The organism is Erythrobacter sp. HI0063 (assembly GCF_001635685.1).
Classification (GTDB): domain Bacteria; phylum Pseudomonadota; class Alphaproteobacteria; order Sphingomonadales; family Sphingomonadaceae; genus Qipengyuania.
In genome coordinates this window covers 1-23,346 of the sequence record NZ_LWFF01000214.1, presented here as the reverse complement: position 1 = coordinate 23,346, position 23,346 = coordinate 1, and the positions used below count along the sequence as shown (strand labels likewise).

The following is a 23,346-nucleotide window of genomic DNA, read 5'->3' as shown; positions in this document are numbered from 1 at the left end:
GCGCACCCGCTACGCAAGCCCGCTGGCCTTCGCGATCCGGGCGCGCTAGCAGGCGGAGCGATGAGATATCGGGTTAATCGGCAGCGCGTTGCGCCTCTTCGACGAGCGACCGCCATGACGGGCGGATCGCGGCGATGAGCGGGCCGCGCATCCTGTTGGTGATCGGCGGCGGCATCGCGGCCTACAAATCCTGCGAACTCGTGCGCCTGATCCGCAAGGCGGGCGCCAGCGTGACCTGCGTACTGACCGACGGGGGCGCGCAATTCGTCACGCCCATGTCGCTCGCCGCATTGAGCGAGAACAAGGTCTATACCTCGCTGTTCGATCTCAAGGACGAGGTCGAGATGGGCCATATCCAATTGTCGCGCGAGGCGGATCTCGTCGTCGTCTGCCCGGCGACTGCCAATATGCTCGCCAAGATGGCGGCGGGCATTGCCGACGATCTGGCGACCACGCTGATCCTCGCCACCGACAAGCCCGTGCTGGCCGTGCCTGCCATGAACGTGCGGATGTGGGAGCACGAGGCGACGCAGCGCAACGCGGAATGGCTGCGGCAGGCGGGCGTCACTGTGGTCGATCCCGACGAAGGGCCGATGGCCTGCGGCGAATTCGGGCCGGGGCGGCTGCCCGAACCGCCCGCGATCCTGCGCGCCATTGCCGACAAGCTCGATCTCGACATCGAAGTGCCGGGCCTTCCCGCACCCGATCTTGGCGACGAATGGCTGGACGTGCCGGAGGAAGACCTCGCTGCGCCACCGGCGCGTGGCGGCGGGCTGGGCTCGCTCCTGTCGGCGATTATCCCGCGCAGCACCGAACGGCGCAGCCATGACGATCTGGAGGCCGAGCTCGACGCGCTGCCGGATTTCGATGAAGTCGCGGCGGGGGCCGCGCCGGAAGCTGCGCCCGAAACCTCGCTCGAATTCGGCCCGTCGCCCGACGCGCTCGATACCGGGCCTCTTCTGGCGATCAAGGGCAAGGCCGCCGCCGCTCCGCCCACCGATCGCGAGGCGATCAATCACGAAGTCGGACGGCAGGTCGCGCCCGAACCCGATCCTCTCGACGGGCAGGCGGAATTCGACACCGATCCCGCGCATCGCCCGCTTTACGGGCGGCATGTGCTCGTCACCGCCGGGCCGACGCACGAAGCGATCGATCCGGTGCGCTACATCGCCAATCGCAGCTCGGGAAAGCAGGGCTTCGCCATCGCCGCCATGGCCGCTGCGGCGGGTGCGCGGGTGACGTTGATCGCTGGGCCGGTGCATTTGCCGACCCCGCTCGGCGTCGACCGGGTGGATGTCGAAAGCGCGGAAGAAATGGCTGAAGCGGTGCGTGCGGCGCTGCCCGCCGATGCGGCCTTCATGGTGGCCGCCGTCGCGGACTGGAAGGCGAGCCTGCCTGCCGGACAGAAGATCAAGAAGCGCGGATCGCGCCCGCCCGCGCTCGAACTCGCGGAAAATCCGGATATTCTGGCAAGCCTGGGCCAGGCCGAAGATCGCCCGGCCTTGTTGATCGGGTTCGCGGCGGAGACCGAAAACGTCGTCGACAATGCGGTCGCGAAGCGGGTGCGCAAGGGGGCGGACTGGATCGTCGCCAACGATGTCGCCGATACGGGGCAGGGTTCGGTGATGGGCGGCGATCGCAACCGGGTCCACATCGTCACGAAAGATGGCGTCGAGACTCTGGACGAAATGCCCAAGCAGGATGTCGCGCGCGAGCTGTTGCGCCGCGCGGCTGCGGTGCTGGAGGAAGCGCATGACTGATCCGGTGGGCGTGAAGATCAAGCGTCTGGCGCATGGGGCGGGGCTGGCGCTGCCTGCCTACGCTACGAAAGGCGCGGCGGGCATGGACGTGCTGGCGGCGGAAGAATGCACGATCGCGCCCGGCGCACGCCATGCGGTGGCGACTGGGTTCGCGCTGGCGATCCCCCAAGGGTACGAGGTCCAGGTGCGCCCGCGTTCGGGGCTCGCGCTCAAGCATGGGATCACCGTGCCCAACACGCCGGGCACTATCGATTCAGACTATCGCGGCGAATTGAAGGTCATCCTGATCAATCACGGTGGCGAAGATTTCGCCATCGCGCGGGGCGACCGGATCGCGCAGCTCGTCCTCGCCCCGGTGGTGCAGGCACGCTGGAGCGAGGTGGAGGAGCTGGACGAGACCGCGCGCGGGACGGGCGGCTTTGGATCGACCGGCGGCCACGCGAAACTGGGCTAAGCGCTCGCCGCGCGGTGGAAGCACATTGCCGCCGTGCTCCAGATGCCGGCAAAGACGATCAGAATGCCCCATTCGACTTCGTGGCCAGGCATGGCGCTCGTCGCATAGAGTCCCGACGCGATCTGCCCCAGCGCGACGCCTGCAAACACGAAGCGCAATATTTTGGGGCGAAAACGCACGGCGAGCGTGACGATGGCTGCGGCGACGACCATCAGGCTGATGGCGATATTCACCGGCTCCCCTTCGGCCCCGATGAACCCGACCGCCGCATTGGCCCACAGAGTGAGGAAGCCCGCGACCGCCGCGATGGCGAGGCCGAGCGTATGCATGCCGCCGCGTCCGACTCGCACTGCAATCTCCAGCCCCATGCCGAGCGAGAAGAGCAGCACGCCGGCAAAGACGAAATCGAGCGCGGTCCACTCTACCTCGTCGGTGAAGCGCATAGCGATGGCGGGCAACAGCAGCAGCGCCAGCGCCGCGCTCCACCCGGCGATGCGCCAGCCGTTGAAGAAGTGTGATTGGGACGAGGGGGGCTGGGGCGAGTCGATCATGGTTCAATTCCTGCGGTTTCGATGGCGATCCTATGCCTTGCCATGCGCCTGAGCGGCATGAGCAATTCCTGAGGAAAGCCGAAGCTAGGCGTGAAAACCTTCCCGTCGCGACTCCTTTGGCATAGGCCGAAGCGCGAAGAGGGGAGCATGACCGACACTTTGCCCATCCTGTGGTTCGATGGATTCGCGCTCGATCGCGCCGACCGGCAGGTCTGCCGCGATGGCGCGCCGCTCGATCTCGGCAGCCGCTATTTCGACGCTCTGGTCCTGCTGGTGGAAGCGCGCGGGGCGCTGGTGTCCAAGGACCGCTTCATGGACGAAGTCTGGCGCGGCATTCCGGTGACGGACGAGGCGCTGACTCAATGCATCCGCACTCTGCGCCGCGCTCTGGGCGACGAGGCGGGCAATCCGCGCTTCATCCAGACCGTGCCCAAGCACGGCTATCGCTTCCTGGCCGAGGTCGAGGAGGAAGCTGAAGCTCAAAGCGTGGTTGAGAGCGCATACACCTCTGTACTTTTGCAGCAGGAACCCGGCCCCGGACGCCTCGCCGCAGCGACCACTCTTGGCGGGACATTGACCGGCGTTATCGGCGGTCTGTTCTACGGCATTGCTGGGGCGTCGGGCGGCGCATCGACCGCGCTGGTGCTGACAGCGCTCGTCGCTTTGCTGGGCACTCTCGCGGGAGCGGGCATCGGGCTTGGCATGGCGAGCGCTTTTGCATGGCGGGGGCGGATCGATGCGGTGCTGATCGCCGGAGCCATGCTGGGCGGCATGGCGGTGGGCGCGCTGGGCGGGACGATGGGCAGGGACGGCGTGGGCCTCCTGACCTCGCAATCGATCGGCGCGGTGGCGAGCCTGGTCGAAGGCCTGATCATGGGCGGCGCGATCGGTTGCGCGCTCTGGCTGGCATGGATTCGGCGGAGCGGGATCGCGGTGGCGGCGCTTCTCGCGATTCTCGTGGGCGCGCTGGGCGGGTTGGCGATCGACCTCGTCGGGGGCCGACTATTGGGCGGGTCGCTGTATGCCTTGCAGCTGGGGCTCGGCGATACGCGGCTCGAGATGGAAGGCCTTGGGACCGTTCTCGGCGAAAATGGCTTCGGCCCGCGCACACTGTCGGCGGCGACGATCGTGGAAGGCGCGATCCTCAGCGCCGGGACCATCGGTGCTGTCTGGCTCGCGTTCAGGGGCCGGACCGGGCGAGACTAGATGCGAAAAGGGCGGCACCTCGCGATGCCGCCCTTTCGACAGATGTTTCGGCTCCGGCCGGTTTAGCGGCGCGCGGCCTTGTCTTCCGGTGCGATCGAAATGCGCACGGTCTCGCCCGAATTGCCGGGGAAATCGGTGAACATGGCTTCGACAAGGTTCGGCACCAGATATTGCAGGCGGTCGGAGGTCGAAACCGCTTCGGCCTTGCCTTCGAACAGACGCTCGCCCGATGCGGCACGGTCGATCTTCAGATCGATGCCGCTGGTGTAGACGGTGTAGCTGCGGATGTCCGAGCCGCCGAACCACGGATCGTAGAACCCGTATCCCCAGGGCCGCCCGTAAAAGCCGCGATAGGCGAGGCGCGAGCGATAGGGGCTGAAGCGATACCACGGATCGTAGAACGGATCGCGCACGCCGGTGCTGCGAATGCGCTCGCGCCCGTTATCGACACCGTAATCGAAGCGGACCAGCAGGCTGGCTGCTTCGGGAGAGGCGGCCTGCGCATAGCCCAGACGCTGCATCTCTTCCTCGACCTCGTCTGCATAGAGCGCGAATTCGAGGCCGCCCGCCAGAGCGGGATCGTCGGCGACGACGAAGAAGCTTTCGCCCGTCGGCGCGGGGAGCTGGGTCTGGAAACGGGATACGTCCGCCTTGAATGACGGCGTCGCGCACGCCGCGAGGCTGGCGAGAAGAAGAGGTACGGAGGCTTTCCTGGCGATGCGCCCCCAACCTTGCGATGCGAAGGTCATAGATAGTCCTTTCGAAGTTCGAATCGCGCTGCGCGGGCCCTTTCCCCTGCCTGTCACTACCTGTCACGGGTCGATCGGCGGCCAATCTGTCAGCGAATAGGCACGGTCTATCGCAGCCGGGCTGAACCCGGTTTGAATGATATATCCGTCTCTTATCGAGCGCACTTGCGCGCTTCCGGTTCCCGAAGCGGCTGGCCCCGAAGGCTCAGCCGCGCACCAGACCGAGCGCATCGTAAGTGGCATCGAGCGTCGCGACCGCCCGCTCGCGCGCCTGGGCCGCGCCGCGCGCCAGAATCGCATCGAGTGCCTCGCGGTCCTCCAGAAGCTGAGTAAACCGCGCCGAAATCGGCCTCAGCGTCTCGACCAGCGCTTCGCCCAGAAGCGGTTTGAAATGGCCGAAACCCTGCCCGCCATGCTCTTCGAGCACGGCGTCGACGCTGCTGTCTGTCAGCGCGGCATAGATCGTCACGAGGTTCAGCGCCTCGGCCCGGTCTTCCAGCCCCTTGCGCTCCGATGGCAAGGGCTCGGGATCGGTCTTGGCTTTCTTGACCTTTTTCATCACTTCGTCCGGATCGTCGGCGAGGTTGATGCGGCTCATATCGGAAGGGTCCGATTTCGACATCTTCTTCGTCCCGTCGCGCAGGCTCATGATGCGCGCGGCATCGGGCGGCACGATCGGATCGGGCAGAGTGAAGACGGGCGCGTCCTCAGATGCGAAATCGTGGTTGAATTTCTGCGCAATGTCGCGCGCCAGTTCGAGATGCTGCTTCTGGTCCTCACCCACCGGCACGTGGGTGGCCTGATAGAGCAGCACATCGGCGGCCTGCAGCACGGGATAGGCGAACAGGGCGACGCTGGCGCCTTCGCGGTTCTTGCCCGCCTTGTCCTTCCACTGCGTCATGCGGTTGAGCCAGCCCATCCGCGCCGTGCCGTTGAGCAGCCATTGCAGCTCGGCATGCTGGGGCACCTGCGCCTGGTTAAACAGGATCGAGCGTTCGGGATCGATCCCGCAGGCAACCAGTGCCGCAGCCATCTCCAGCGTGCCCTGATGGAGCTGAGCCGGATCGTGCGGCATGGAAATGGCATGCAGGTCCGCGAGGAAGAACAGAGCCTCGTTCTTTTCCGCGCCACCGCCTGCGGCTGCTTGAGCGCCGTTTTTCTCAGCGCTACCGCCTTCGGCTGCTTGAGCGCCGGTAATCTCATCCTGCATCCGCACCCAATTGCGGATCGCGCCGAGATAATTGCCGAGGTGGAGATTGCCTGTCGGCTGGATGCCGGAAACGACGCGCATGGTTTTGGGCCTATTGCTCTGGTTCGGGGGATTTGGGTGCAGGGGCGCGGCGGCGCAGCGCCTTTAGGTCGCTTAGCCGGAAGGCGCCGGTAAGGAAACTCGCCGCGATATAGACGGCCGCGCCCGCACCGACCGTAACTGCCAGAGTGAGGCCGCGCATCACCATGTCACCCGCCATGAACGGTGCCATCAGCGGGCGCGAGAGCGCCAGCGCCCCGCCCATGATCGCCGCCGCCAGCGCCAGCCGGGGCAGACGGCGCAGCAGGCGCGCATCGGCGGCGAACTGGCCGCGCTTGCGCAATGTCCAGAACAGCAGCGCAGCATTGATCGCGGCGGATACGGCGGTGGCGACCGGCGGGCCGAGATAGCCGATGGTCGGGATCAGCGCGATATTGCCGACGATATTGACCATGATCGCGATGATGGCAAAACGCACCGGCGTGCGCGTGTCGGAACGCGCGTAATAGCCCGGCGTCAGCACCTTGATCAGGATATAGGCAGGCAGGCCGAGCGAGAAGGCGGCCAGCACCAGCGCGGTCGCCCGCGTATCCTGCGCGCTGAACGCGCCATACTGGAACAGACCGCGCACGATCGGTTCTGAAATCGTCAGGAAAGCGGCGGTGGCGGGCAGCGTCAGGAATAGGGCCAACTCGATGCCGCGGTTCTGCATGTCGAGCGCTTCGTCCACCTGATCGTTGCTCAGCAGGCGGGAAAGCGTGGGCAGCAGGATCGTGCCGAGGCCGATCCCGATCAGGCCAAGCGGCAACTGGTTCAGCCGGTCCGCATAATAGATAAAGCTGATCGCGCCCGGTGCCAGCAGCGCGCCTGCCAGCGCAGTCGAGATGAGAAGGTTGATCTGCGTCGCACCTGCGCCCGCGGCTGCTGGCAGGATCAGCGTCATCAGCCGTTTGATGTCCTTGTCGATCCGGGGCAGGCGCAGCTTCAATTTAATGCCCGCACGGCGGCAGCCCCAGATGAGGAACACCAGTTGCAGCGCCCCGCCGACAGTGACGGACACGGCCTGCACCATGGCGGTCTCGTACGGATTTTCGCCGTGGAACAGCGCGAGACCCGCAACCATCGCGATATTGAGCAGGATCGGGGCGGCGGCATTGACCCAATATCGCTCCAGCGAATTGAGAATACCGCCGAGCAGCGACACCAGCGAGATCATCAGCAGATAGGGCAGAGTGATCCGCGACAGCATCACGGCGTAGCGGAATTGTTCCGGCGTCGGATCGTTGAACCCGCCCGACAGCGCATAGGTGAGCGGCCAGGCCGCAATCATCAGCGCGATCGTGAAGACCACCAGGACCGGCAGCAGCACCGCCAGCGCCCGTTCCGCGAAATCGACCCCTGCGGGCTTGCCACCGCCTTCGGCAACCTGGCGGTTGAACATCGGGATGAAGGCGGCGGAAAACGCCCCTTCCGCGAACAGGGCGCGGAACATGTTGGGCAGGCGGAAGGCGACGAGGAAGGCGTCCGATGCGAAGCCCGCGCCGACGTAACGTGCCTGCAAGGCGTCGCGCACCAGCGCCAGCACGCGGCTGGCAAGCGTCAGCGACCCGATCGAGCCGAGCGCCTTGACCAGTTTCATCGGCTCTGTCCTTCCCCGGCGGTCATGTCACACAATTAGGCCGGGGCGCGGCGCGAGCGCCCGATCAGTTCTCGCCCGTGGGCATGGCATCGCCGGTCTGGCCCTGCTGCTGCGCGCGCGCGGCAAGCTGCTGTTGATAGAGCGCGCCGAAATCCATCGGGTCCATCATCAGCGGCGGGAAGCCCGCATCGCGGCTGGCATCCGCGATCACGCGGCGCACGAAGGGAAACAGGATGCGCGGCGCTTCGGCGAAGAGGAAGGCGTGGGCCTGCTCGTCGGGCAGATTGCGCATGCCGACGAGGCCGCAATAGGACAGTTCGATCAGGTAGAAATCGCCCTTTTCGCCCTTGGCGGTGACGTTCACCTTCAGCTCGACTTCGGACAATTCCTGATTGACCGTGTTGGCGCCGATATTGACCTGAAGGTCGATCTGCGGCTGCTCGTTCCACTGGAAGCAATCGGGCGCGTTCGGGTTCTCGACCGAGAGATCCTTGATATATTGCGTCACGATGCCCGCCGCCGGGCGGTTGTCGGCCCCGTTCGGTTTCGCGTTCGGGTCCATGTTCAGATCGGTGAGGATGTCGCCTTCGTCGGCCATTGGGCACACTTTCGGTTCGATGTTATGACGGGCGATACGCCAGGTAAAAGCGTGCGCCGGTTCGACCGCGCGCCTAGCACCTGCCTCGAACCCCGGCAACCGAGCCGATGGCGGCCAATTGATGGCGGCCGGGCGATGGCGGAAGGCGATTGAAGCGGGCAGGTGCGGAATCTGCGCCCGCCCGGGCACCCGGGCTGCTCAATCGCGTTGCCGATTTGTAATTCTTACCTATGTAGGGCAGGTTACGAAGACATATCCCGCGCGCTGCCACAGGTGCCCTGTCGAAGGCACCCGGTGCGCACGCAAAGCTGCAGGTGCACGCATAGTGATTCTCGAAATCGTCATCCTCGCCGCCATCGCCGCCTTTCTGGGGCTGCGCCTCTATTCGGTGTTGGGCCGCAGGGCCGAGCATGAGGAGGAGCATGCGCCCCAGCGGTTCGAACGCCCGGACGCGATCGCGCCGCAGGGCGATGACCGCGCGCGGCGGGCCCAGCCGGATGTCGCGCTGCGCCAGGCCGATCTTCCCGCCGGGACCGAAAGCGGCGTGCGCGCCATCGCCGCCGCCGATCCGCGCTTCGACGTGCTCGGCTTTCTCGACGGGGCGAAGGGCGCCTATGCGATGGTGCTCGAAGCCTTCTGGGAAGGCGACAAGGAAACGCTGCGCGAATTGTGCGACGACGATGTCTATGAAAGCTTCGCCGGCGCGATCGACGCGCGCACCGAAGCGGGCGAGACGTTGGAAAACCGCCTGATCCGGATCGAGGACGCGACGATCAAGTCCGCCGACATGGATGGGCGGATGGCGCGCATCGCGGTTCTGTTCGTCTCCGACATCGCGGCGATCACGCGCGACCGGGACGGCACGGCCATTGCCGGTTCGCTGGACGACGCGGTCGAGAGCCGCGACATCTGGACGTTCAAGCGCAATGTCGACGCGGCGGATCCGAACTGGGTTCTCGACGAGACCGATCAGGGTTGATCGTTTGGCCCGCTTTGGCGGCGGGCATTCGGGGAGGGATGATGCAAGTTGCGACGAGGGCCCTGCGCGGTCTTATCCTGAGCGCGGGGCTTGCGCTTGCCGGCTGCCAAGCCGTCCCCAAGGCCGAACCGCCTCGCACAGCCACGCCGTTGCCGCCGATCGTGCCAAAGGTCGAAAGCGCGGCTTTTTCCGGCCTGTCCGCAGGGCCGAATATCGGCTCGCTCGGCATCCAATCGGGCGATGCGGGCACCGCGCTTGCCAGCTTTCTCGAATCCTGCCCCAAGCTCGTCGCGCGCCACGATCAGAGCGGGCTGACCAATCGCGAAGATTGGCGCCCGGCTTGCGATGCAGCGCGGGCATGGCCCGCCAGCGATGCGCTGCGGTTCTTCACTACCTATTTCGAAAGCGCCCGGATCGGTGACGGCAAAGCGTTCGCCACGGGCTATTTCGAGCCCGAGATCCTGGGCAGCCGCACGCGCCGCCCCGGCTATGACGTGCCCGTCTATCGCCTGCCGCCCGATCTCGTGCGCGACTGGCCCGCCGACATGGCGATGAGCGAGCGGACCGGACGCGCGCCGCTGGGCCGCAAGGATGCGAGCGGCAACCACGTCCCCTATTACGAGCGCGCCGAGATCGAGCGGGGGGCGCTCGCCGGGCGCAATCTCGAAATCGCCTGGGCCGCCGATCCGATCGAGTTCTTTTTTCTGCAGATCCAGGGTTCGGGACTGCTGCGCCTGCCCGACGGATCGCTGATGCGGATCGGCTATGCCGGCCAGAACGGTCGCGAATATGTCGGCATCGGATCGGTCATGCGCGAGCGCGGCCTGCTGGGTGACGGGCCGGGCCAGTATGCCGGATCGATGCAGGGCATCGTCCAATATCTGCGCGACTACCCCGAGGCAGGTGCGGACCTCATGCGGCTCAACAAGAGCTGGATATTCTTCCGCGAGTTGACGACGGATGGGCCTCTGGGTGCGCTGGAAGTGCCGGTGCGGCGTGGATCGTCGGTTGCGGCTGACCCGGCCTACGTGCCGCTGGGCGCGCCCGTCTGGCTCGATCTCGATCGCGACGTGGCGGACGGCTTGTGGATCGCGCAGGATACGGGCGGCGCGATCAAGGGTGCCAATCGCTTCGACACGTTCTGGGGCAATGGACCGCAGGCGCGCGAAATCGCGGGCGGGATGAGCGGACGCGGACAGGCGCTGGTGCTGCTGCCCAAGGGGACGCTCGCCCGCCGCCAAGGGCAATGAGCGCGCCGCGCGGCCTCAGCAGCGAAGAAGCCGAGGCGTGGGAAAAGGTCGCGGCGACGGTGAAGCCGCTTGATCCCCAGCCAAAGGTGGTGGCGGCGAAACGCCTCCACGCGGCCTCGTCTCAGCCCGAAGCCAAACCCGTGCCGCCCAAGTCCACCGCTGCGTCGAAGCAGAAGGCACCGCAGCGCTCCCATTCTGCAGCGAGCCCTCCTCCGGCACAGGCTCGCCAGGCGGGTCTCGATTCGCATTGGGAACGGCGGCTGAAGGGAGGCACGCTCGCGCCCGATTTCACGCTCGACCTGCACGGCCATGGGCTCGACGCCGCCTATTCGCGGCTGATGAGCGGCGTCGCGCAGGCGCGTGCGATGGAGGCGCGCACGATCCTGCTGGTGACGGGAAAGCCGCGGCCGGTTGCCGCTGCCGATCGCGGATCGAGCAGGGGAGCGATCCGCGCCAAGGTGCTGGACTGGCTGGCGGCATCGAGCCACCATTCCGCCATCGCAGCGGTCCGCTCCGCGCATCGCCGGCACGGCGGGGAAGGGGCGCTCTATATCGTCCTGAAGCGCCCCCGCTGATCGCTCTCAGCCGAGATCGTCGGCGCTGAAGGGGAATTGCCGTTTTTCGTGCTGGACGCTGATCCAGTGCGCCTTCGTGAATGCCTCCACCGCCCAGCGCCCGTTGAACCGCCCGAGGCCCGAATTCTTGGCACCGCCGAAGGGGCTGAACGGACTGTCGTTGACGGTCTGGTCGTTGATATGCGTCATCCCCGCCTCGATCCGCTTGGCGAAGGCCAGAGCGCGGCCTTCGTCGCGGCTGAACACCGCGCTCGACAGGCCGAGATCGGTCGCATTGGCGAGTTCGAGCGCGTGTTCTTCGTCCCGCGCGCGCTGGATCGGGGCGACGGGGCCGAAGATCTCGTTGGTGACGAGGCAATTGTCTTCGCCCACATCGGTGAAGACATGCGGCGGAATGACCAGCCCATCGGGCTCGCCGCCCAGCGCGCAGGTCGCACCCTGATCCTTGGCCTTGGCGATCATATCGTTGATCTTGTCGAACTGGTCGCGATTGACGATCGGCCCGATCATGCAGGCCGGATCGTCGCGCTGACCGACGACCAGTTCTTTCGTGCGGGCGACGAATTTCTCCACGAACTCGTCGTAGATCGCATCCTCGACCACCAGGCGGTTGGCGATCATGCAGATCTGGCCCTGATGGACGAACTTGCCCCAGACGCTCGCTTCGACCGCATAGTCGATATCGGCATCGTCCAGCACCACGATCGGCGAATTGCCGCCAAGCTCCAGTTCGAGCGCTTTCAAACGCTTGGAATCGAGCGCGGCCTTGCCGACACCGCGACCCACCGGCGTCGACCCGGTGAAGGACACCACCGAGGGGACCGGATGCTGGACCATGGCATCGCCGATCTCCGAGCCCGAACCGGGCAGCACCGCGACGAGGCCGGGCGGAAGCTCCGCCTCCTCGCAGATCGCGGCAAACAAGGTTCCGCCGGTGACGATCGAATCGCTTGCCGGTTTGACGACGACGCCATTGCCCAACGCGACCGCGGGGAAGAGCGTGCGGGCAGTCAATTGTAGCGGGAAATTCCACGGCGAGACGAGTGCGACCACACCGGCGGGCTGGCGATAGGCGCGGCTTTCCTTGCCCGGCAGGCTTTCGGGAAGAATCGACCCTTCGACCATGAAGGGCAGTGCAGCCGCTTCCTGCCGGGCGACTTGCGTCACCAGCATCAGTTCAAGCGCGGCCTTCAGCCTGGTGCCGCCGACCTCGCGCACGATCCAGTCCGCGATCTCGTCCTTACGCGCATCGAGGATATCGGCGATCGCGTGCATCTTGGCCGAACGAGCGGCGGGCGGCAGCTTGGCCCATTCCTTCTGCGCTTCGGCACTGGCGCGATAGGCTTCGTCGACATCGTCGGCAGTCGCACCCTTCATCTCGAAGATCGTGCTTTCGTCCCACGGGCTGACATTCGTCAGCGCTTTGCCGCTACCGTCGCGCCATTCGCCCGCCAGATACAGACGATCGAGCTTGTCGTATTTCGTCATGATCGGCCTTACTCCGCTGCTTCGCGAAGGGGGGCGGCTTCGCCCGAGATCGACTTGGCGCTCGCAAGGCCGGGAGCCTCCGATTTTCCGCCGATCATCTCACGCACCTTGTCCTCGATCCGCTTGCCGATCGCGCTGTCGACATTCTTCCAATAGTCGAACGCGCGGACCAGCACGTTTTCGCTGACGCCGTCGGCCAGATGGCCCGAGACGTTCGAGACGAACCGGTCGCGCTGCGCATCGTCCATCACCTCGTTGATCAGTGCGCGCGGCTGGCTCCAGTCGTCGTCGTCTTCGCGCAGGGTATAGGCTGCACGCACCATGTCGCCATCGGCATACCACGTCGCTTCGCCGCCGACCTGCGGCTGCGCCGCCGGGCCGCCATAGCTGTTGGGCGCATAGACCGGATCGACTGCGTTGACCGTCCGCATGGCGCCCGCGCGCGAATAGGAATTGACCTGATCGGCATTTTTCGGCGCGTTGACCGGGATTTGCTTGTAATTGACGCCCAGCCGGTGGCGGTGCGCATCGGCATAGGAAAAGCCGCGTGCCAGCAGCATCTTGTCGGGGCTGAGGCCGATGCCGGGCACCATGTTGTTGGGCTCGAAGGCGAGCTGTTCGATCTGCGTATCCCAGTCGACCGGGTTTTCGTTCAGCACCAGCGTGCCGACCTCGATTAGCGGATAGTCCGAATGCGGCCAGGTCTTGGTGAGGTCGAACGGATTGATGCGGTAGGTCTTCGCATCCTCATACGGCATGATCTGCCATTTGAGCGTCCAGCTCGGGAAATTGCCCTCGTGGATGGCGTCGAACAGGTCGCGACGGTGATAGTCGCTGTCTTCACCCGCCTTCTTTACCGCTTCGTCCTGCGTCAGGTGAGCGTTGCCACCCTTGTCGCCGACATCGGTGTGGAAGTGGAACTTGACCCAGAATTTCTCACCCTCCTCGTTGATCAACATGTAAGTGTGGCTGGAATATCCGTTCATTTCCCGCCAGTTCTTGGGCACGCCGCGGTCGCCCATCAGGTACGTGACCTGGTGCGCGCTTTCGGGGCTCAGCGTCCAGAAATCCCACATCATGTCGTGATCGCGCAGTCCGTTATCGGCGCGGCGCTTCTGACTGCGGATGAAGTGCTGGAATTTCAGCGGATCGCGGATGAAGAAGATCGGCGTGTTGTTGCCGACCATGTCGAAATTGCCGTCCTCGGTATAAAATTTGACCGAGAAGCCGCGCGGATCGCGCCACGTATCGGGGCTGCCGCGTTCGCCCGCCACCGTGCTGAAGCGCATGGCGGTGTCGGTCTTCACGCCCTTCTGGAAGACCTTGGCCTTGGTGTATTTGGACACATCGGCGGTGGTTTCAAAATAACCGAACGCGCCCGACCCCTTGGCGTGGGGCTGGCGCTCGGGAATGCGCTCGCGATTGAAGTTCGCCATCTGCTCGATCAGGTAGTGATCGTTGAGCACGATCGGGCCGTCACGGCCAAGGGTCAGCGAATGCTCGTCGCTCTGGACGGGGATGCCTGCATCGGTGGTGGTGGGGGAAACGGTACGGTCGGCCATGGCGACGCCTTTCGAGATTTTGGGAGGTTACGGTGATGAACGCCCAGGCGGAGGCGCGCGTTCCACCGCTTCGTCGCAATTGCGCTGCGGCTGGTGACGGGCGCAAACGAAGAAGCCCCCGGCGCTTGCGCACCGGGGGCTTCCCGCGTCCCGAAGGGTTTGCCCCTTACGAGTGGTATTGCTGATAGGTGAGGTCGAACCGGTCCGCGTCCATGACCTTGGTCCAGGCCTTGACGAAGTCCTTGGCGAACTTCTCTTCGTTCCCGTTCTCGGCATAGACTTCCGCGACCGAGCGCAGCTGCGAGTTCGAGCCGAAGACCAGATCGGTGCGCGTGGCGTGCCACTTGGCGTGACCTTCCCGTCGGCACTTGCCGACGAATTCCTCGTCCCCGCTCTCGTCGACCACTTCCCACAGCGTGCCCATGTCGAGCAGGTTCTTGAAGAAATCGTTCGACAGCGTGCCCGGCTTGTCGGTGAGGACGCCGATGCTGTTGCCATGCTCCGTATGGGTGGAGACGGCGCCGAGAGCGCGCATCCCGCCGACCAGCACGGTCATTTCGGGGATCGACAGGCCGAGCAGGTTCGCCCGGTCGATCAGCATGTCCTCGGTCTTCACCGAAGCCTTGGTCTTGAGGTAGTTGCGGAACCCGTCGGCGAAGGGCTCCAGCGGCTCCCAGCTTTCGGCATCGAACTGATCCTCGGCCGCATCGCCGCGACCGGTGGTGACCGGGACGGAGATGTCGTAGCCGCCGTCCTTGGCCGCCTTCTCGATCGCCGCCGCGCCGCCGAGCACGATGGCATCCGCCATCGAGATACCGCCGCGAAGCTCGTCGAGCTTGCCGAGGACCTTGGTCAGTTCTTCCGGATCGTTGACCTTCCAGTTCCGCAATTCATCGAAGCGGATATGTGCGCCATTGGCGCCGCCGCGATGGTCGGACTTGCGATAGGTGCTGGCCGAAGCCCACGCCGCCTTGACCAGTTCGGCCACCGTCAGACCGCTATCGAGAACGGCCTGCTTGAATTCCGAAACGGCACTGTCGGAAGGCTTGGTCCCGGCAGGGATCGGATCCTGCCAAATCAGGTCTTCGCTCGGCACGTCGGGGCCGAGATAGCGGATCTTGGGGCCCATATCGCGGTGGGTCAGCTTGAACCAGGCGCGGGCGAAGGCATCGTCCAGCGCCGCCTGATCGTCGCGGAACCGCTCGGAAATCTTGCGATAGGCCGGGTCGCGCTTCAACGCCATGTCGGCGGTGGTCATGATGGTTGGGACCTTCTTGGAAGGGTCCCGCGCATCGGGGGCCATGTCGGCTTCTTCCGGGTCGATCGGCGTCCACTGATAGGCACCTGCCGGGCTCTTCACGAGCTCGTATTCGTATTTGAACAGCAGGCGGAAATAGTCGTTGCCCCACTCGGTCGGATTTGGAGTCCACGCGCCTTCGATGCCCGACGTGGTGATGTGGCCCTTACCGATTTCTTCCGGATCGGTCATCCAGCCGAAGCCCATCGCGGTCATGCCTTCGGCTTCGGGCGCCTTGCCGAACGTGTCGGACGGCTTGGCGCCGTGGCACTTGCCGAAGGCGTGGCCGCCCGCGGTCAGCGCGACGGTTTCTTCATCGTTCATGGCCATGCGCGCGAAGGTTTCCTTCATGTCGCGCGCCATGCCTTCGGGATCGTGTGGATTGCCGCCCGGACCTTCCGGATTGACGTAGATCAGGCCCATCTGGATTGCGGCGAGCGGGTTTTCGAGCGCCTTGCCTTCATCTGGGATGATGCGCGTTTCCGCGCCGGTATCCACCCACTCTTCCTCGGTGCCCCAGTAAACGTCCTGTTCCGGCTCGTAGACGTCCTTGCGGCCTCCGCCGAAGCCGAACACCGGGCCGCCCATCGATTCGATGGCGACATTGCCGGTGAGCACGAACAGGTCGGCCCAGCTGATGTGCTTGCCGTATTTCTGCTTGATCGGCCACAGCAGGCGGCGCGCCTTGTCGAGATTGCCGTTATCCGGCCAGCTGTTGAGCGGAGCGAAGCGCTGCTGGCCCGAAGAGGCACCGCCGCGCCCGTCGCCGGTGCGATAAGTGCCCGCCGCGTGCCAGGCCATGCGGATGAAGAACGGGCCGTAATGCCCGTAATCAGCCGGCCACCAATCCTGGCTGTCGGTCATCAGCGCCTTGATGTCGGCCTTGAGGCCTGCGTAATCGACCGCGTTGAACGCTTCGCAATAATCGAAATCCTCGCCCATCGGATCGGGCGACGTACCGCCTTGCGTCAGGATGTGCAGGTCGAGACTGTCGGGCCACCAATCCTTGTTGGTCCGGCCGAGCAGGCCGCGAAAGCCTCCATCGCCGTGGAAGGGGCAGCCGCTGATATCTCCGGTCTTGGCGTCCATCGTGGGAAATCCTCTCTCAGATTTGGTACGTAAGCGCGCGCGAAACGTGAGCGCGAGCGTCTAGAAAGAGAATGCACCGAACCCTCTGATGGGTCCAATCGATTAATTGCGTCGAATTGATTGGTTGAGCCGATTGTGGGATGAGTTGTTTCGTTGGCGTGGATGGGAAGCTGAGCCTATGGAAAAGCATGCTCCTGAAACGACACTTGGATCAGTTAGAAGCTATTTTCCTTCGCCAGTTCGAAGACCGCAGTGATGGAATTATCTACCGGAGGTCCAGGCGCGGAGCCCCCATTCCAGTGACGGAAGGCGAAAGGAACGAGTTTGCACGGCAATACCGGAGCGCGACTAGCCGAATGATATGGGCCGTCTGTGCGGCGGTGATATTTGTTATTGTGATCGCTTCAGTGGTTGCACCGGATTTTTCAGATGGACCTTATGGCACGCTCGTGATCAGCTTACTTGCGATAGGGACCATCGCCTTTTTCGGCATGCGAAACTCAAGCGCGCCAGCCAGAGTTCTCGCTGACCGGCCTTCAGTTGGTGTTCCCATGACCAAAGACGAGATTTTGGCGGCGCATTTTTCGTCCACCAGCTGGCTTTTACTTGTCGGCATTTCACTAGCTTCTGCGATAGCTTGTGTTACCCTACTATCGCAGTCGAGCTTTTCTGAGCCGGTCGATTTCGTTTGGACTGGTGGAAGCGGAATTCTCTCGGTCCTTGGAATTCGGGGGCTCTGGTTGAAGTATCGTTATTCGCGATAGCTACGCCGCCTGCGCGATCTCTTCTGCCGGTTCGGTGCGGATAAGATAGTCGAAGGCGGACAGGCCGGCCTTGGACCCTTCGCCCATCGCCACGACGATCTGCTTGTAGGGAACGGTCGTGACGTCTCCCGCTGCGAACACGCCGGGGAGGTTGGTGCGGCCTTCCTCGTCCACCGCGATCTCGCCGAATTTGGTGAGGTCGAGGCCGCTATCCTTCAGCCATTCGGTGTTGGGGACGAGGCCGATCTGGATGAACACGCCTTCCAGCTCCACGCGGCGTTCCTCGCCGCTGGCGCGATCCTTCACCACCAGTCCATCGACCTTGCCGTTCGAGCCGGTGATTTCGGTCGTCTGGCCGTTCGTCACGATCTCAACATTGGAAAGGCTGCGGAGCTTGGCCTGAAGCACCTCGTCCGCGCGCAGCTTGGAATCGTATTCGATCAGCGTCACGTGGCCGACGATCTTGGCGAGGTCGATCGCCGCTTCGACGCCCGAATTGCCGCCGCCGATCACTGCGATGCGCTTGCCCTTGAACAGCGGGCCGTCGCAATGGGGGCAATAGGCCACGCCCTTGTTGCGATATTCCGCTTCGCCCGGAACGCCGAGATTGCGCCAGCGCGCGCCGGTGGAAAGGATCAGGCTGCGCGTCTTGAGCTTTGCTCCATTGCCGAATTCGACCGTGTGGAGGCCGCCTTCCTCGCGCGCGGGCACAAGCTTCACAGCCTTGGCGAGGTTCATCACGTCGATGTCGTATTCGCCGACATGCCGTTCCAGCTCGCCCGCCAGCTTCGGCCCTTCGGTGTAAGGCGTCCCCGGCAGGTTCTCGATGCCGAGCGTATCGTGCAGCTGGCCGCCGAAGCGTTCTGCCGCGACGCCCGTGCGGAAGCCCTTGCGCGCGGTGTAGATAGAAGTCGCGGCCCCGGCAGGCCCGCCGCCGACCACCAAAACCTCGAAGGGCTCTTTCGCCGACATCTTGTCCGCCGCCTTCTTTTCGCTGCCGGTATCGAGCTTCGACAGGATCTCGGCCAGTTCCATCTTGCCGTTGTAGAACGGCTCACCATTCAGGAATGTGGCGGGCACGGCCATGATCTCGCGACTTTCGACTTCGTCCTTGAACGTGCCGCCTTCGATCAGCGTTGCGGTGATGCGTGAATTTTCGAATGCCATCAGCGTCAGCGCCTGCACCACGTCCGGACAATTGTGGCACGACAGCGAGAAATACATCTCGAAATGGTAATCGCCTTCGAGGCCGCGGACCTGTTCGAGCAGGTCGGCATCGACCTTCGGCGGATGGCCGCCAGCCCAGAGGAGGGCGAGCACCAGCGAGGTAAATTCGTGGCCCATCGGGAGCCCAGCGAAGCGGACCCATTTTTCCGCGTCGCTAGCGCGGCGCACAATGAAGCTGGGCTTGCGATCGTCCGTCCCGTCGAACTGCGCGCTCACCATATCGTGGAGCGCGGCGATCTCTTCGAGCAGTTTGCGCGTCTGCTGAGATTTCGGATCGTCGCCGAGCGAAGCGACGAGCTCGATCGGCTCGCGCAGATTGGCGAGATAGGTCGAAAGCTGCTGCGTCATGGTGGCGTCGAGCACGGGAAGACTCCGAAAGGCTAATAACAGGGGAGATGAAAAGGCCCGGGGCGAGGGGGGGGGAGGGTGCCCCGGGCCTTCCAGCGACCCGAGCGGGGCTCGGGCTCTGTCCGCGCTCCGCAGGAGGAATTAGCGGGCGCGGTTATGCGTTGAACTCAGATCTTGCCGACAAGGTCCAGCGACGGTGCAAGCGTGTCCTTGCCTTCTTCCCAGGCTGCCGGGCAGACCTGGCCGGGATTGGCGCGGACATATTGTGCGGCCTTGATCTTGCGGGCGAGTTCGTTGGCGTTGCGGCCGACACCTTCACAAGTCTGCTCCATGATCTGGATTACACCATCGGGATCGACCACGAAGGTGGCGCGATCGGCGAGGCCGACGCCTTCACGCAGCACGTCGAAATTGCGCGCAAGGGTGTGGTTCTGATCGCCGAGGAACGGGAAGGTCAGCTTGCCGATGCGTTCGCTGGTATCGTGCCAGGCCTTGTGGCTGAAATGCGTATCGGTGCTGACGCCGTAGACTTCGACATCCATCTTCTGAAGCATACCGTACTGCTCGCCGAGATCTTCGAGCTCGGTCGGGCAGACGAAGGTGAAGTCCGCCGGATAGAAGAAGAACACGGCCCACTTGCCGCGCACGTCTTGGTCTGTGACTTCGTAAAAGTCTTCGCCGGCCTTGAAGGCGGTGGCGGTGAACGGTTTGATTTCGGTTCCGATGATACCCATGGGATGGTCTCCGTTTGTTTTTCAAAAGGTTCGGGTGAAACTGCTGGGTAAGAGATAGGCGCTGTTGCAGCGCACAAAAGCGATTATGTGCGATTGCGAATATCGAAATTTTCCATCACCGGACTGGAACTTTCGAAAAGCACGGCGATGCGCGATCCAGAGCGTTTGGCTTCACGGTAAAACGGCGCCTTTACAGGTTTCGCTCTTGCGATTTCGCCGCTAGTGCGAGGCATTCGCAAAAAAGGAATCGCCATGCGTATAGTTTTCGCCACTCTCGCCCTTTCCGCATCCGTGCTCTCTCTCGCCGCCTGTTCCGAACCGGCTGATGAAGCCCCCGCCGAGACGACCGCCGCCTCTTCGGAAGCAGAGCCCGCCGCGATGGACCAGGCCGCGACCGATACCGCCGTCCTCAATGCGAGCCTCGTCACCATCGATCAGCTTCAGGCCCTGACCGGCGTGAACCCCGAACTCGCCCAGGCAATCGTCGACGGCCAGCCTTACGAGAGCGCGACCGCGTTCAACGATGTGCTGATGCAGTCGCTGTCCGCCGACGAAGCGGCGCAGGTCCGGGAGCGCGTTTTCGTGCCGATCGATCTCAACAGCGCCAGCCGCGAAGACATCGCGCTCGTCCCCGGGATGAGCGACCGGATGGTCGGCGAATTTCTCGAATACCGTCCCTACGAAAACATCGAGGAATTCAATCGCGAGATCGGCAAATATGTCGACGAAGCGGAAGTCGCGCGCCTGCGCCAGTACGTCACGCTCTGATCCTTTTCGCGCTCAAGCGGCCCAGCCGCTTGCGCTACCGCTTGAGCGCGAACCGGGCGATCTCGATCGCGGCCAGTATCCCGATATGGATATAGGCCGTGATCGGATCGAAGGCCGTCAACGCCCAGTGGACGAACACCAGTACGGCGGCGGGATGCACCAGCATGTGCAGCCGCTTCCACCCGCCTTTCATCGCGCGCACGGACCGATCGTTCGACGTGATCGCGAGCGGTAGGAACAGGATCAGCGCGAGCCAGCCGGTCAGCAGATCGAACCCCGCCGCTTCTTCCAGTATCGCGCCGAGATCGGCCTTGTTGACGAGGTAGATAGCGGTGTGGATCGCCGCATAGGCGAAGCTGGCGACGCCGAGATCGCGCCGCCGCTTCATCAGCCATAGCGTCCAGGTGCTCTTGCGAAAGGCGAGCCGTAGCGGCGTGACCGCGAGCGTTGCCAGCAACAACCATGCGGCCCAATCGCCGCTATCCTTTACGGCATGGCCGAAGCCGTACGTTGCGGGCGTCGAAATCCACTGCCAGCCGATCCACAATGCGGGCAGAGCCAACGCCAGCCACAACAGCCATCGCTCCCGGCTCATGCTCGCTCCCCGCTCAGCCGCATTGTGCGCGGTGCAGCAATTTGTGATCCGCGAGCACCAGGGCCATCATCGCCTCCACCACGGGAGTGCCGCGAATGCCGACGCACGGATCGTGGCGACCCTTGGTGCGCACTTGGGTGGCCTGCCCGTCGCGCGTCACGCTGTCGACCGGCGTCAGGATCGAACTGGTCGGCTTGAAGGCGACGCGGCAGGTCACCGGCTGGCCGGTGGAAATCCCGCCCGCGATACCACCGGCGTGATTTGCAAGGAATTCGGTGCCGTCATCGGCGGGCCGCATCGGATCGGCGTTTTCTTCGCCGGTCAATCGCGCCGCGGCGAACCCGTCGCCGATCTCCACACCCTTGACCGCGTTGATGCTCATCATTCCTGAGGCGAGGTCGGCATCGAGCTTGGCGTAGAGCGGTGCGCCCCATCCGGCGGGAACGCCCGTCGCCACGCATTCAACCACCGCGCCGAGCGAGGAGCCGGATTTACGCGCCTCGTCCACTTGGCTTTGCCAGCGCTGCGCGGCTGCGGCATCGGGGCACCAGAAGGGGTTCCGCTGGATTTCCGCCGCATCGAAATTCGCCGGATCGACGGCATCCCCGCCGATCTCGGCGACATAGGCGGTGATCGTCACTTCGGGGATCGCCAGCCGCGCCACCGCGCCGGCCGCCACGCGGCTCGCCGTTTCGCGTGCGCTGGAACGCCCACCGCCGCGATAGTCGCGGAACCCGTATTTTGCGTCATAGGCGTAATCGGCGTGGCCTGGGCGATAGGTGTTGGCGATCTCGGAATAATCCTTCGACCGCTGATCGGTGTTCTCGATCATCAGCGCGATCGGCGTGCCGGTCGTCTTGCCCTCGAACGTACCCGACAGGATGCGGACGAGATCGGCTTCCTGCCGCTGCGTCGTATACTTGTTCTGCCCCGGCTTGCGCGCGTCGAGAAAGGGTTGGATGTCCGCTTCCGACAGCGCGAGACCCGGCGGGCACCCGTCCACCACCGCGCCGATCGCGGGGCCATGGCTCTCGCCCCAGGTCGTGAAGCGCAACACGCGCCCGAATGTGTTCCAGCTCATGGCTCTCTTCTTGCCTGCAATTGTGGGCTTGTGTCCATTCGCGCTGGACCAATTCCTTCTTGAGGGCCAAGAACAAACCATGCCCGGAGAAACCGCTTGCCCGTAGAAATCGTATGATAGCCAAGCTGAAAGGCCTGCTCGACGAAACCGGCGCCGATTGGGCGGTGATCGATGTCGGCGGGGTAGGCTATCTGGTCCATTGTTCGGCCCGCACGCTCAGCCAGCTGGGCGAGGCGGGGGAGGCGTGCACGGTCTTTACCGACCTGCAGGTTAGCGAGAACGACATGCGCCTGCTGGGCTTCGCCGACGGGGCAGAGCGGGACTGGTTCCGGCTGTTGACGCAGGTGCAGGGCGTGGGAAGCAAGGTCGCACTGGCGATTCTTTCGGCGCTGTCGGCGGACGAATTGCAGGCGGCTTGCGCCAATGGCGATGCTGCGATGGTCGCGCGTGCGAACGGGGTCGGGCCAAAGCTTGCCGGGCGCATCGTCAATGAGCTGAAGGACAAGGCCGGGGCGCTGCCGGGTGGTGGCGGGACTGGCGCGGTCGCAGCCCCCAGGGGTGGTGCCAGCGCGGATGCCGTCAGCGCGCTCGAAAATCTCGGCTTCAAGCCCGCCGTCGCCGCGCGCGCGGTCGCTCTGGCGCAGGGGGAGCTGGGCGATAGCGCCGGCGAGGGCGAGCTGATCAGAGTGGCCTTGAAGAGGGCGGCGGGGTGAGGACAATCGGTATGCGTTCAGTGTTGGCAAGTCTCGCAATGACGCTGGCGGCGCCGCTCGCCGCGCAAGCGCCTGAAGTTCGTTATGGCCCCGTGTTCGAAGAATTCGGCCCGCATTACGCGGTCGAAGGGATCGATCGTGTGCCCGAGGATGCTGAGTTCGCAGTCGCCTTCGACGTGGCGAGGGCGGCGGAGGATGGCACGCGCAATCGCGGTTTCGAAAGCGCCGCGCGCTTCATCAACATGCATGCTGCGGCAGGCGTCGACCCGGAAAACATCCGCATCGCCGTGGTGGTCCATGGCGGGGCGGTGAAGGACTTGCTGGCGAGCGAGGACAACGCCTCGCGCGACATGGTCGAACGATTGCTCGAAGAAGGTGTGCGTTTCATCGTCTGCGGCCAGAGCGCGGCGGGATCGGAAATCGCACAAGGAGACCTGATCCCCGGTGTCGAGATGGCGCTCTCCGCCATGACCGCGCACGCCCTGCTCCAGCAGCGCGGATATACGGTGAACCCGTTTTGAGGCAACCAGTCGTCAAGATTACGGTGTTTCTACTGGGATGTCTCGCGGGTTGGCACGCAAACGACTGGCTATCGATCGATGCCTGTCTTGATGCTGGTGGCGCTTGGAATTACGAACGCGACCTTTGCAGCCTACCATGACCGACCCCG

Annotated in this window: 22 protein-coding genes; 10 read left to right on the top strand and 12 right to left on the bottom strand. The window is 64.4% G+C overall.

Going from position 1 to position 23,346, the window contains the following annotated elements; all coding sequences use genetic code 11:
* The first annotated feature begins 134 nt into the window (after positions 1 to 134).
* Positions 135 to 1,760, top strand: a complete 1,626-nt coding sequence (locus A3736_RS07015; RefSeq protein ID WP_067680910.1) for a phosphopantothenate--cysteine ligase family flavoprotein — start codon at positions 135 to 137, stop codon at positions 1,758 to 1,760.
* The gene (gene dut, locus A3736_RS07010; RefSeq protein WP_067680907.1) at positions 1,753 to 2,214 is read left to right on the top strand and encodes a dUTP diphosphatase; all 462 of its coding nucleotides are present in this window, start codon (positions 1,753 to 1,755) and stop codon (positions 2,212 to 2,214) included. The genes A3736_RS07015 and dut overlap by 8 nt, the downstream gene beginning before the upstream one ends.
* On the opposite strand, the gene A3736_RS07005 is transcribed toward dut, so the two are convergent.
* Positions 2,211 to 2,765 (bottom strand): hypothetical protein, encoded by a 555-nt coding sequence (locus A3736_RS07005; protein ID WP_067680905.1) that lies wholly within the window; start codon positions 2,763 to 2,765, stop codon positions 2,211 to 2,213. The two genes, dut and A3736_RS07005, sit on opposite strands and share 4 nt — an antisense overlap.
* Before the next feature lie 147 nt (positions 2,766 to 2,912).
* Between A3736_RS07005 and A3736_RS07000 the strand changes: the two genes are divergently transcribed.
* The gene (locus A3736_RS07000; protein ID WP_067680902.1) at positions 2,913 to 3,971 is read left to right on the top strand and encodes a transcriptional regulator; all 1,059 of its coding nucleotides are present in this window, start codon (positions 2,913 to 2,915) and stop codon (positions 3,969 to 3,971) included.
* A 62-nt stretch (positions 3,972 to 4,033) separates the two neighbouring features.
* Here the strand turns inward: A3736_RS07000 and A3736_RS06995 are convergent, their stop codons facing one another.
* The 4 genes from A3736_RS06995 to secB all read right to left on the bottom strand — a co-directional run bounded on the left by A3736_RS06995 (position 4,034) and on the right by secB (position 8,206).
* Positions 4,034 to 4,720 carry a DUF4136 domain-containing protein gene (locus tag A3736_RS06995; RefSeq protein ID WP_067680899.1) on the bottom strand — a complete coding sequence of 229 codons (687 nt, stop codon included), beginning with the start codon at positions 4,718 to 4,720 and terminating at the stop codon, positions 4,034 to 4,036.
* A 205-nt stretch (positions 4,721 to 4,925) separates the two neighbouring features.
* Positions 4,926 to 6,011 carry a tryptophan--tRNA ligase gene (gene trpS / locus A3736_RS06990; protein WP_067680896.1) on the bottom strand — a complete coding sequence of 362 codons (1,086 nt, stop codon included), beginning with the start codon at positions 6,009 to 6,011 and terminating at the stop codon, positions 4,926 to 4,928.
* Positions 6,012 to 6,021: 10 nt separating this feature from the next.
* On the bottom strand, positions 6,022 to 7,608 hold the full coding sequence (murJ, locus tag A3736_RS06985) for a murein biosynthesis integral membrane protein MurJ (protein ID WP_067680894.1): 1,587 nt from the start codon (positions 7,606 to 7,608) through the stop codon (positions 6,022 to 6,024).
* A 64-nt stretch (positions 7,609 to 7,672) separates the two neighbouring features.
* Positions 7,673 to 8,206, bottom strand: a complete 534-nt coding sequence (gene secB / locus A3736_RS06980) for a protein-export chaperone SecB (protein WP_067680891.1) — start codon at positions 8,204 to 8,206, stop codon at positions 7,673 to 7,675.
* 325 nt (positions 8,207 to 8,531) lie between these two features.
* Between secB and A3736_RS06975 the strand changes: the two genes are divergently transcribed.
* Genes A3736_RS06975 through A3736_RS06965 form a run of 3 tightly spaced genes read left to right on the top strand, consistent with a single transcriptional unit; the run spans position 8,532 to position 11,010 of the window.
* Positions 8,532 to 9,185 (top strand): Tim44/TimA family putative adaptor protein, encoded by a 654-nt coding sequence (locus tag A3736_RS06975; RefSeq protein WP_067680888.1) that lies wholly within the window; start codon positions 8,532 to 8,534, stop codon positions 9,183 to 9,185.
* A gap of 41 nt (positions 9,186 to 9,226) precedes the next feature.
* Complete coding sequence (locus tag A3736_RS06970; RefSeq protein ID WP_067680975.1) at positions 9,227 to 10,435, top strand: murein transglycosylase A; 1,209 nt, start codon at positions 9,227 to 9,229, stop codon at positions 10,433 to 10,435.
* A complete protein-coding gene (locus A3736_RS06965; protein ID WP_067680885.1) occupies positions 10,432 to 11,010 on the top strand; it encodes a Smr/MutS family protein in 579 nt (192 codons plus the stop codon). Before A3736_RS06970 ends, A3736_RS06965 begins: the two co-directional genes overlap by 4 nt.
* A 6-nt stretch (positions 11,011 to 11,016) precedes the next feature.
* Here A3736_RS06965 and A3736_RS06960 read toward each other — a convergent pair whose 3' ends face one another.
* From A3736_RS06960 to katG, 3 genes are all read right to left on the bottom strand, one after another.
* Positions 11,017 to 12,498 carry an aldehyde dehydrogenase family protein gene (locus A3736_RS06960; protein WP_067680882.1) on the bottom strand — a complete coding sequence of 494 codons (1,482 nt, stop codon included), beginning with the start codon at positions 12,496 to 12,498 and terminating at the stop codon, positions 11,017 to 11,019.
* 8 nt (positions 12,499 to 12,506) lie between these two features.
* A complete protein-coding gene (locus tag A3736_RS06955; RefSeq protein WP_067680879.1) occupies positions 12,507 to 14,060 on the bottom strand; it encodes a catalase in 1,554 nt (517 codons plus the stop codon).
* 166 nt (positions 14,061 to 14,226) lie between these two features.
* On the bottom strand, positions 14,227 to 16,446 hold the full coding sequence (katG, locus tag A3736_RS06950; RefSeq protein ID WP_067680877.1) for a catalase/peroxidase HPI: 2,220 nt from the start codon (positions 16,444 to 16,446) through the stop codon (positions 14,227 to 14,229).
* 356 nt (positions 16,447 to 16,802) lie between these two features.
* Here katG and A3736_RS06945 point away from each other — a divergent pair, with 356 nt between their 5' ends.
* On the top strand, positions 16,803 to 17,210 hold the full coding sequence (locus A3736_RS06945; protein WP_156502028.1) for a hypothetical protein: 408 nt from the start codon (positions 16,803 to 16,805) through the stop codon (positions 17,208 to 17,210).
* Here the strand turns inward: A3736_RS06945 and ahpF are convergent, their stop codons facing one another.
* Positions 17,211 to 18,800: an alkyl hydroperoxide reductase subunit F gene (gene ahpF, locus A3736_RS06940; RefSeq protein WP_067680873.1), complete on the bottom strand. Its 1,590-nt coding sequence runs from the start codon at positions 18,798 to 18,800 to the stop codon at positions 17,211 to 17,213. It lies immediately after the preceding gene.
* 152 nt (positions 18,801 to 18,952) lie between these two features.
* Positions 18,953 to 19,519 carry an alkyl hydroperoxide reductase subunit C gene (ahpC, locus tag A3736_RS06935; protein ID WP_067680871.1) on the bottom strand — a complete coding sequence of 189 codons (567 nt, stop codon included), beginning with the start codon at positions 19,517 to 19,519 and terminating at the stop codon, positions 18,953 to 18,955.
* A gap of 252 nt (positions 19,520 to 19,771) precedes the next feature.
* Here ahpC and A3736_RS06930 point away from each other — a divergent pair, with 252 nt between their 5' ends.
* Entirely contained in the window at positions 19,772 to 20,287 is a 516-nt protein-coding gene (locus A3736_RS06930; protein WP_067680868.1) for a hypothetical protein, read from the top strand.
* A 34-nt stretch (positions 20,288 to 20,321) separates the two neighbouring features.
* Here A3736_RS06930 and A3736_RS06925 read toward each other — a convergent pair whose 3' ends face one another.
* Both A3736_RS06925 and aroC read right to left on the bottom strand, forming a co-directional pair.
* Complete coding sequence (locus A3736_RS06925) at positions 20,322 to 20,882, bottom strand: ferric reductase-like transmembrane domain-containing protein (protein ID WP_067680866.1); 561 nt, start codon at positions 20,880 to 20,882, stop codon at positions 20,322 to 20,324.
* Positions 20,883 to 20,895: 13 nt separating this feature from the next.
* A complete protein-coding gene (aroC, locus tag A3736_RS06920) occupies positions 20,896 to 21,963 on the bottom strand; it encodes a chorismate synthase (RefSeq protein ID WP_067680863.1) in 1,068 nt (355 codons plus the stop codon).
* Positions 21,964 to 22,076: 113 nt separating this feature from the next.
* On the opposite strand from aroC, the gene ruvA reads away from it, so the two are divergent.
* Both ruvA and A3736_RS06910 read left to right on the top strand, forming a co-directional pair.
* Positions 22,077 to 22,676: a Holliday junction branch migration protein RuvA gene (gene ruvA, locus A3736_RS06915; RefSeq protein ID WP_067680860.1), complete on the top strand. Its 600-nt coding sequence runs from the start codon at positions 22,077 to 22,079 to the stop codon at positions 22,674 to 22,676.
* Between the two features lie 11 nt (positions 22,677 to 22,687).
* Positions 22,688 to 23,197 (top strand): DsrE family protein, encoded by a 510-nt coding sequence (locus A3736_RS06910; RefSeq protein ID WP_067680859.1) that lies wholly within the window; start codon positions 22,688 to 22,690, stop codon positions 23,195 to 23,197.
* Positions 23,198 to 23,346: the final 149 nt, after the last annotated feature.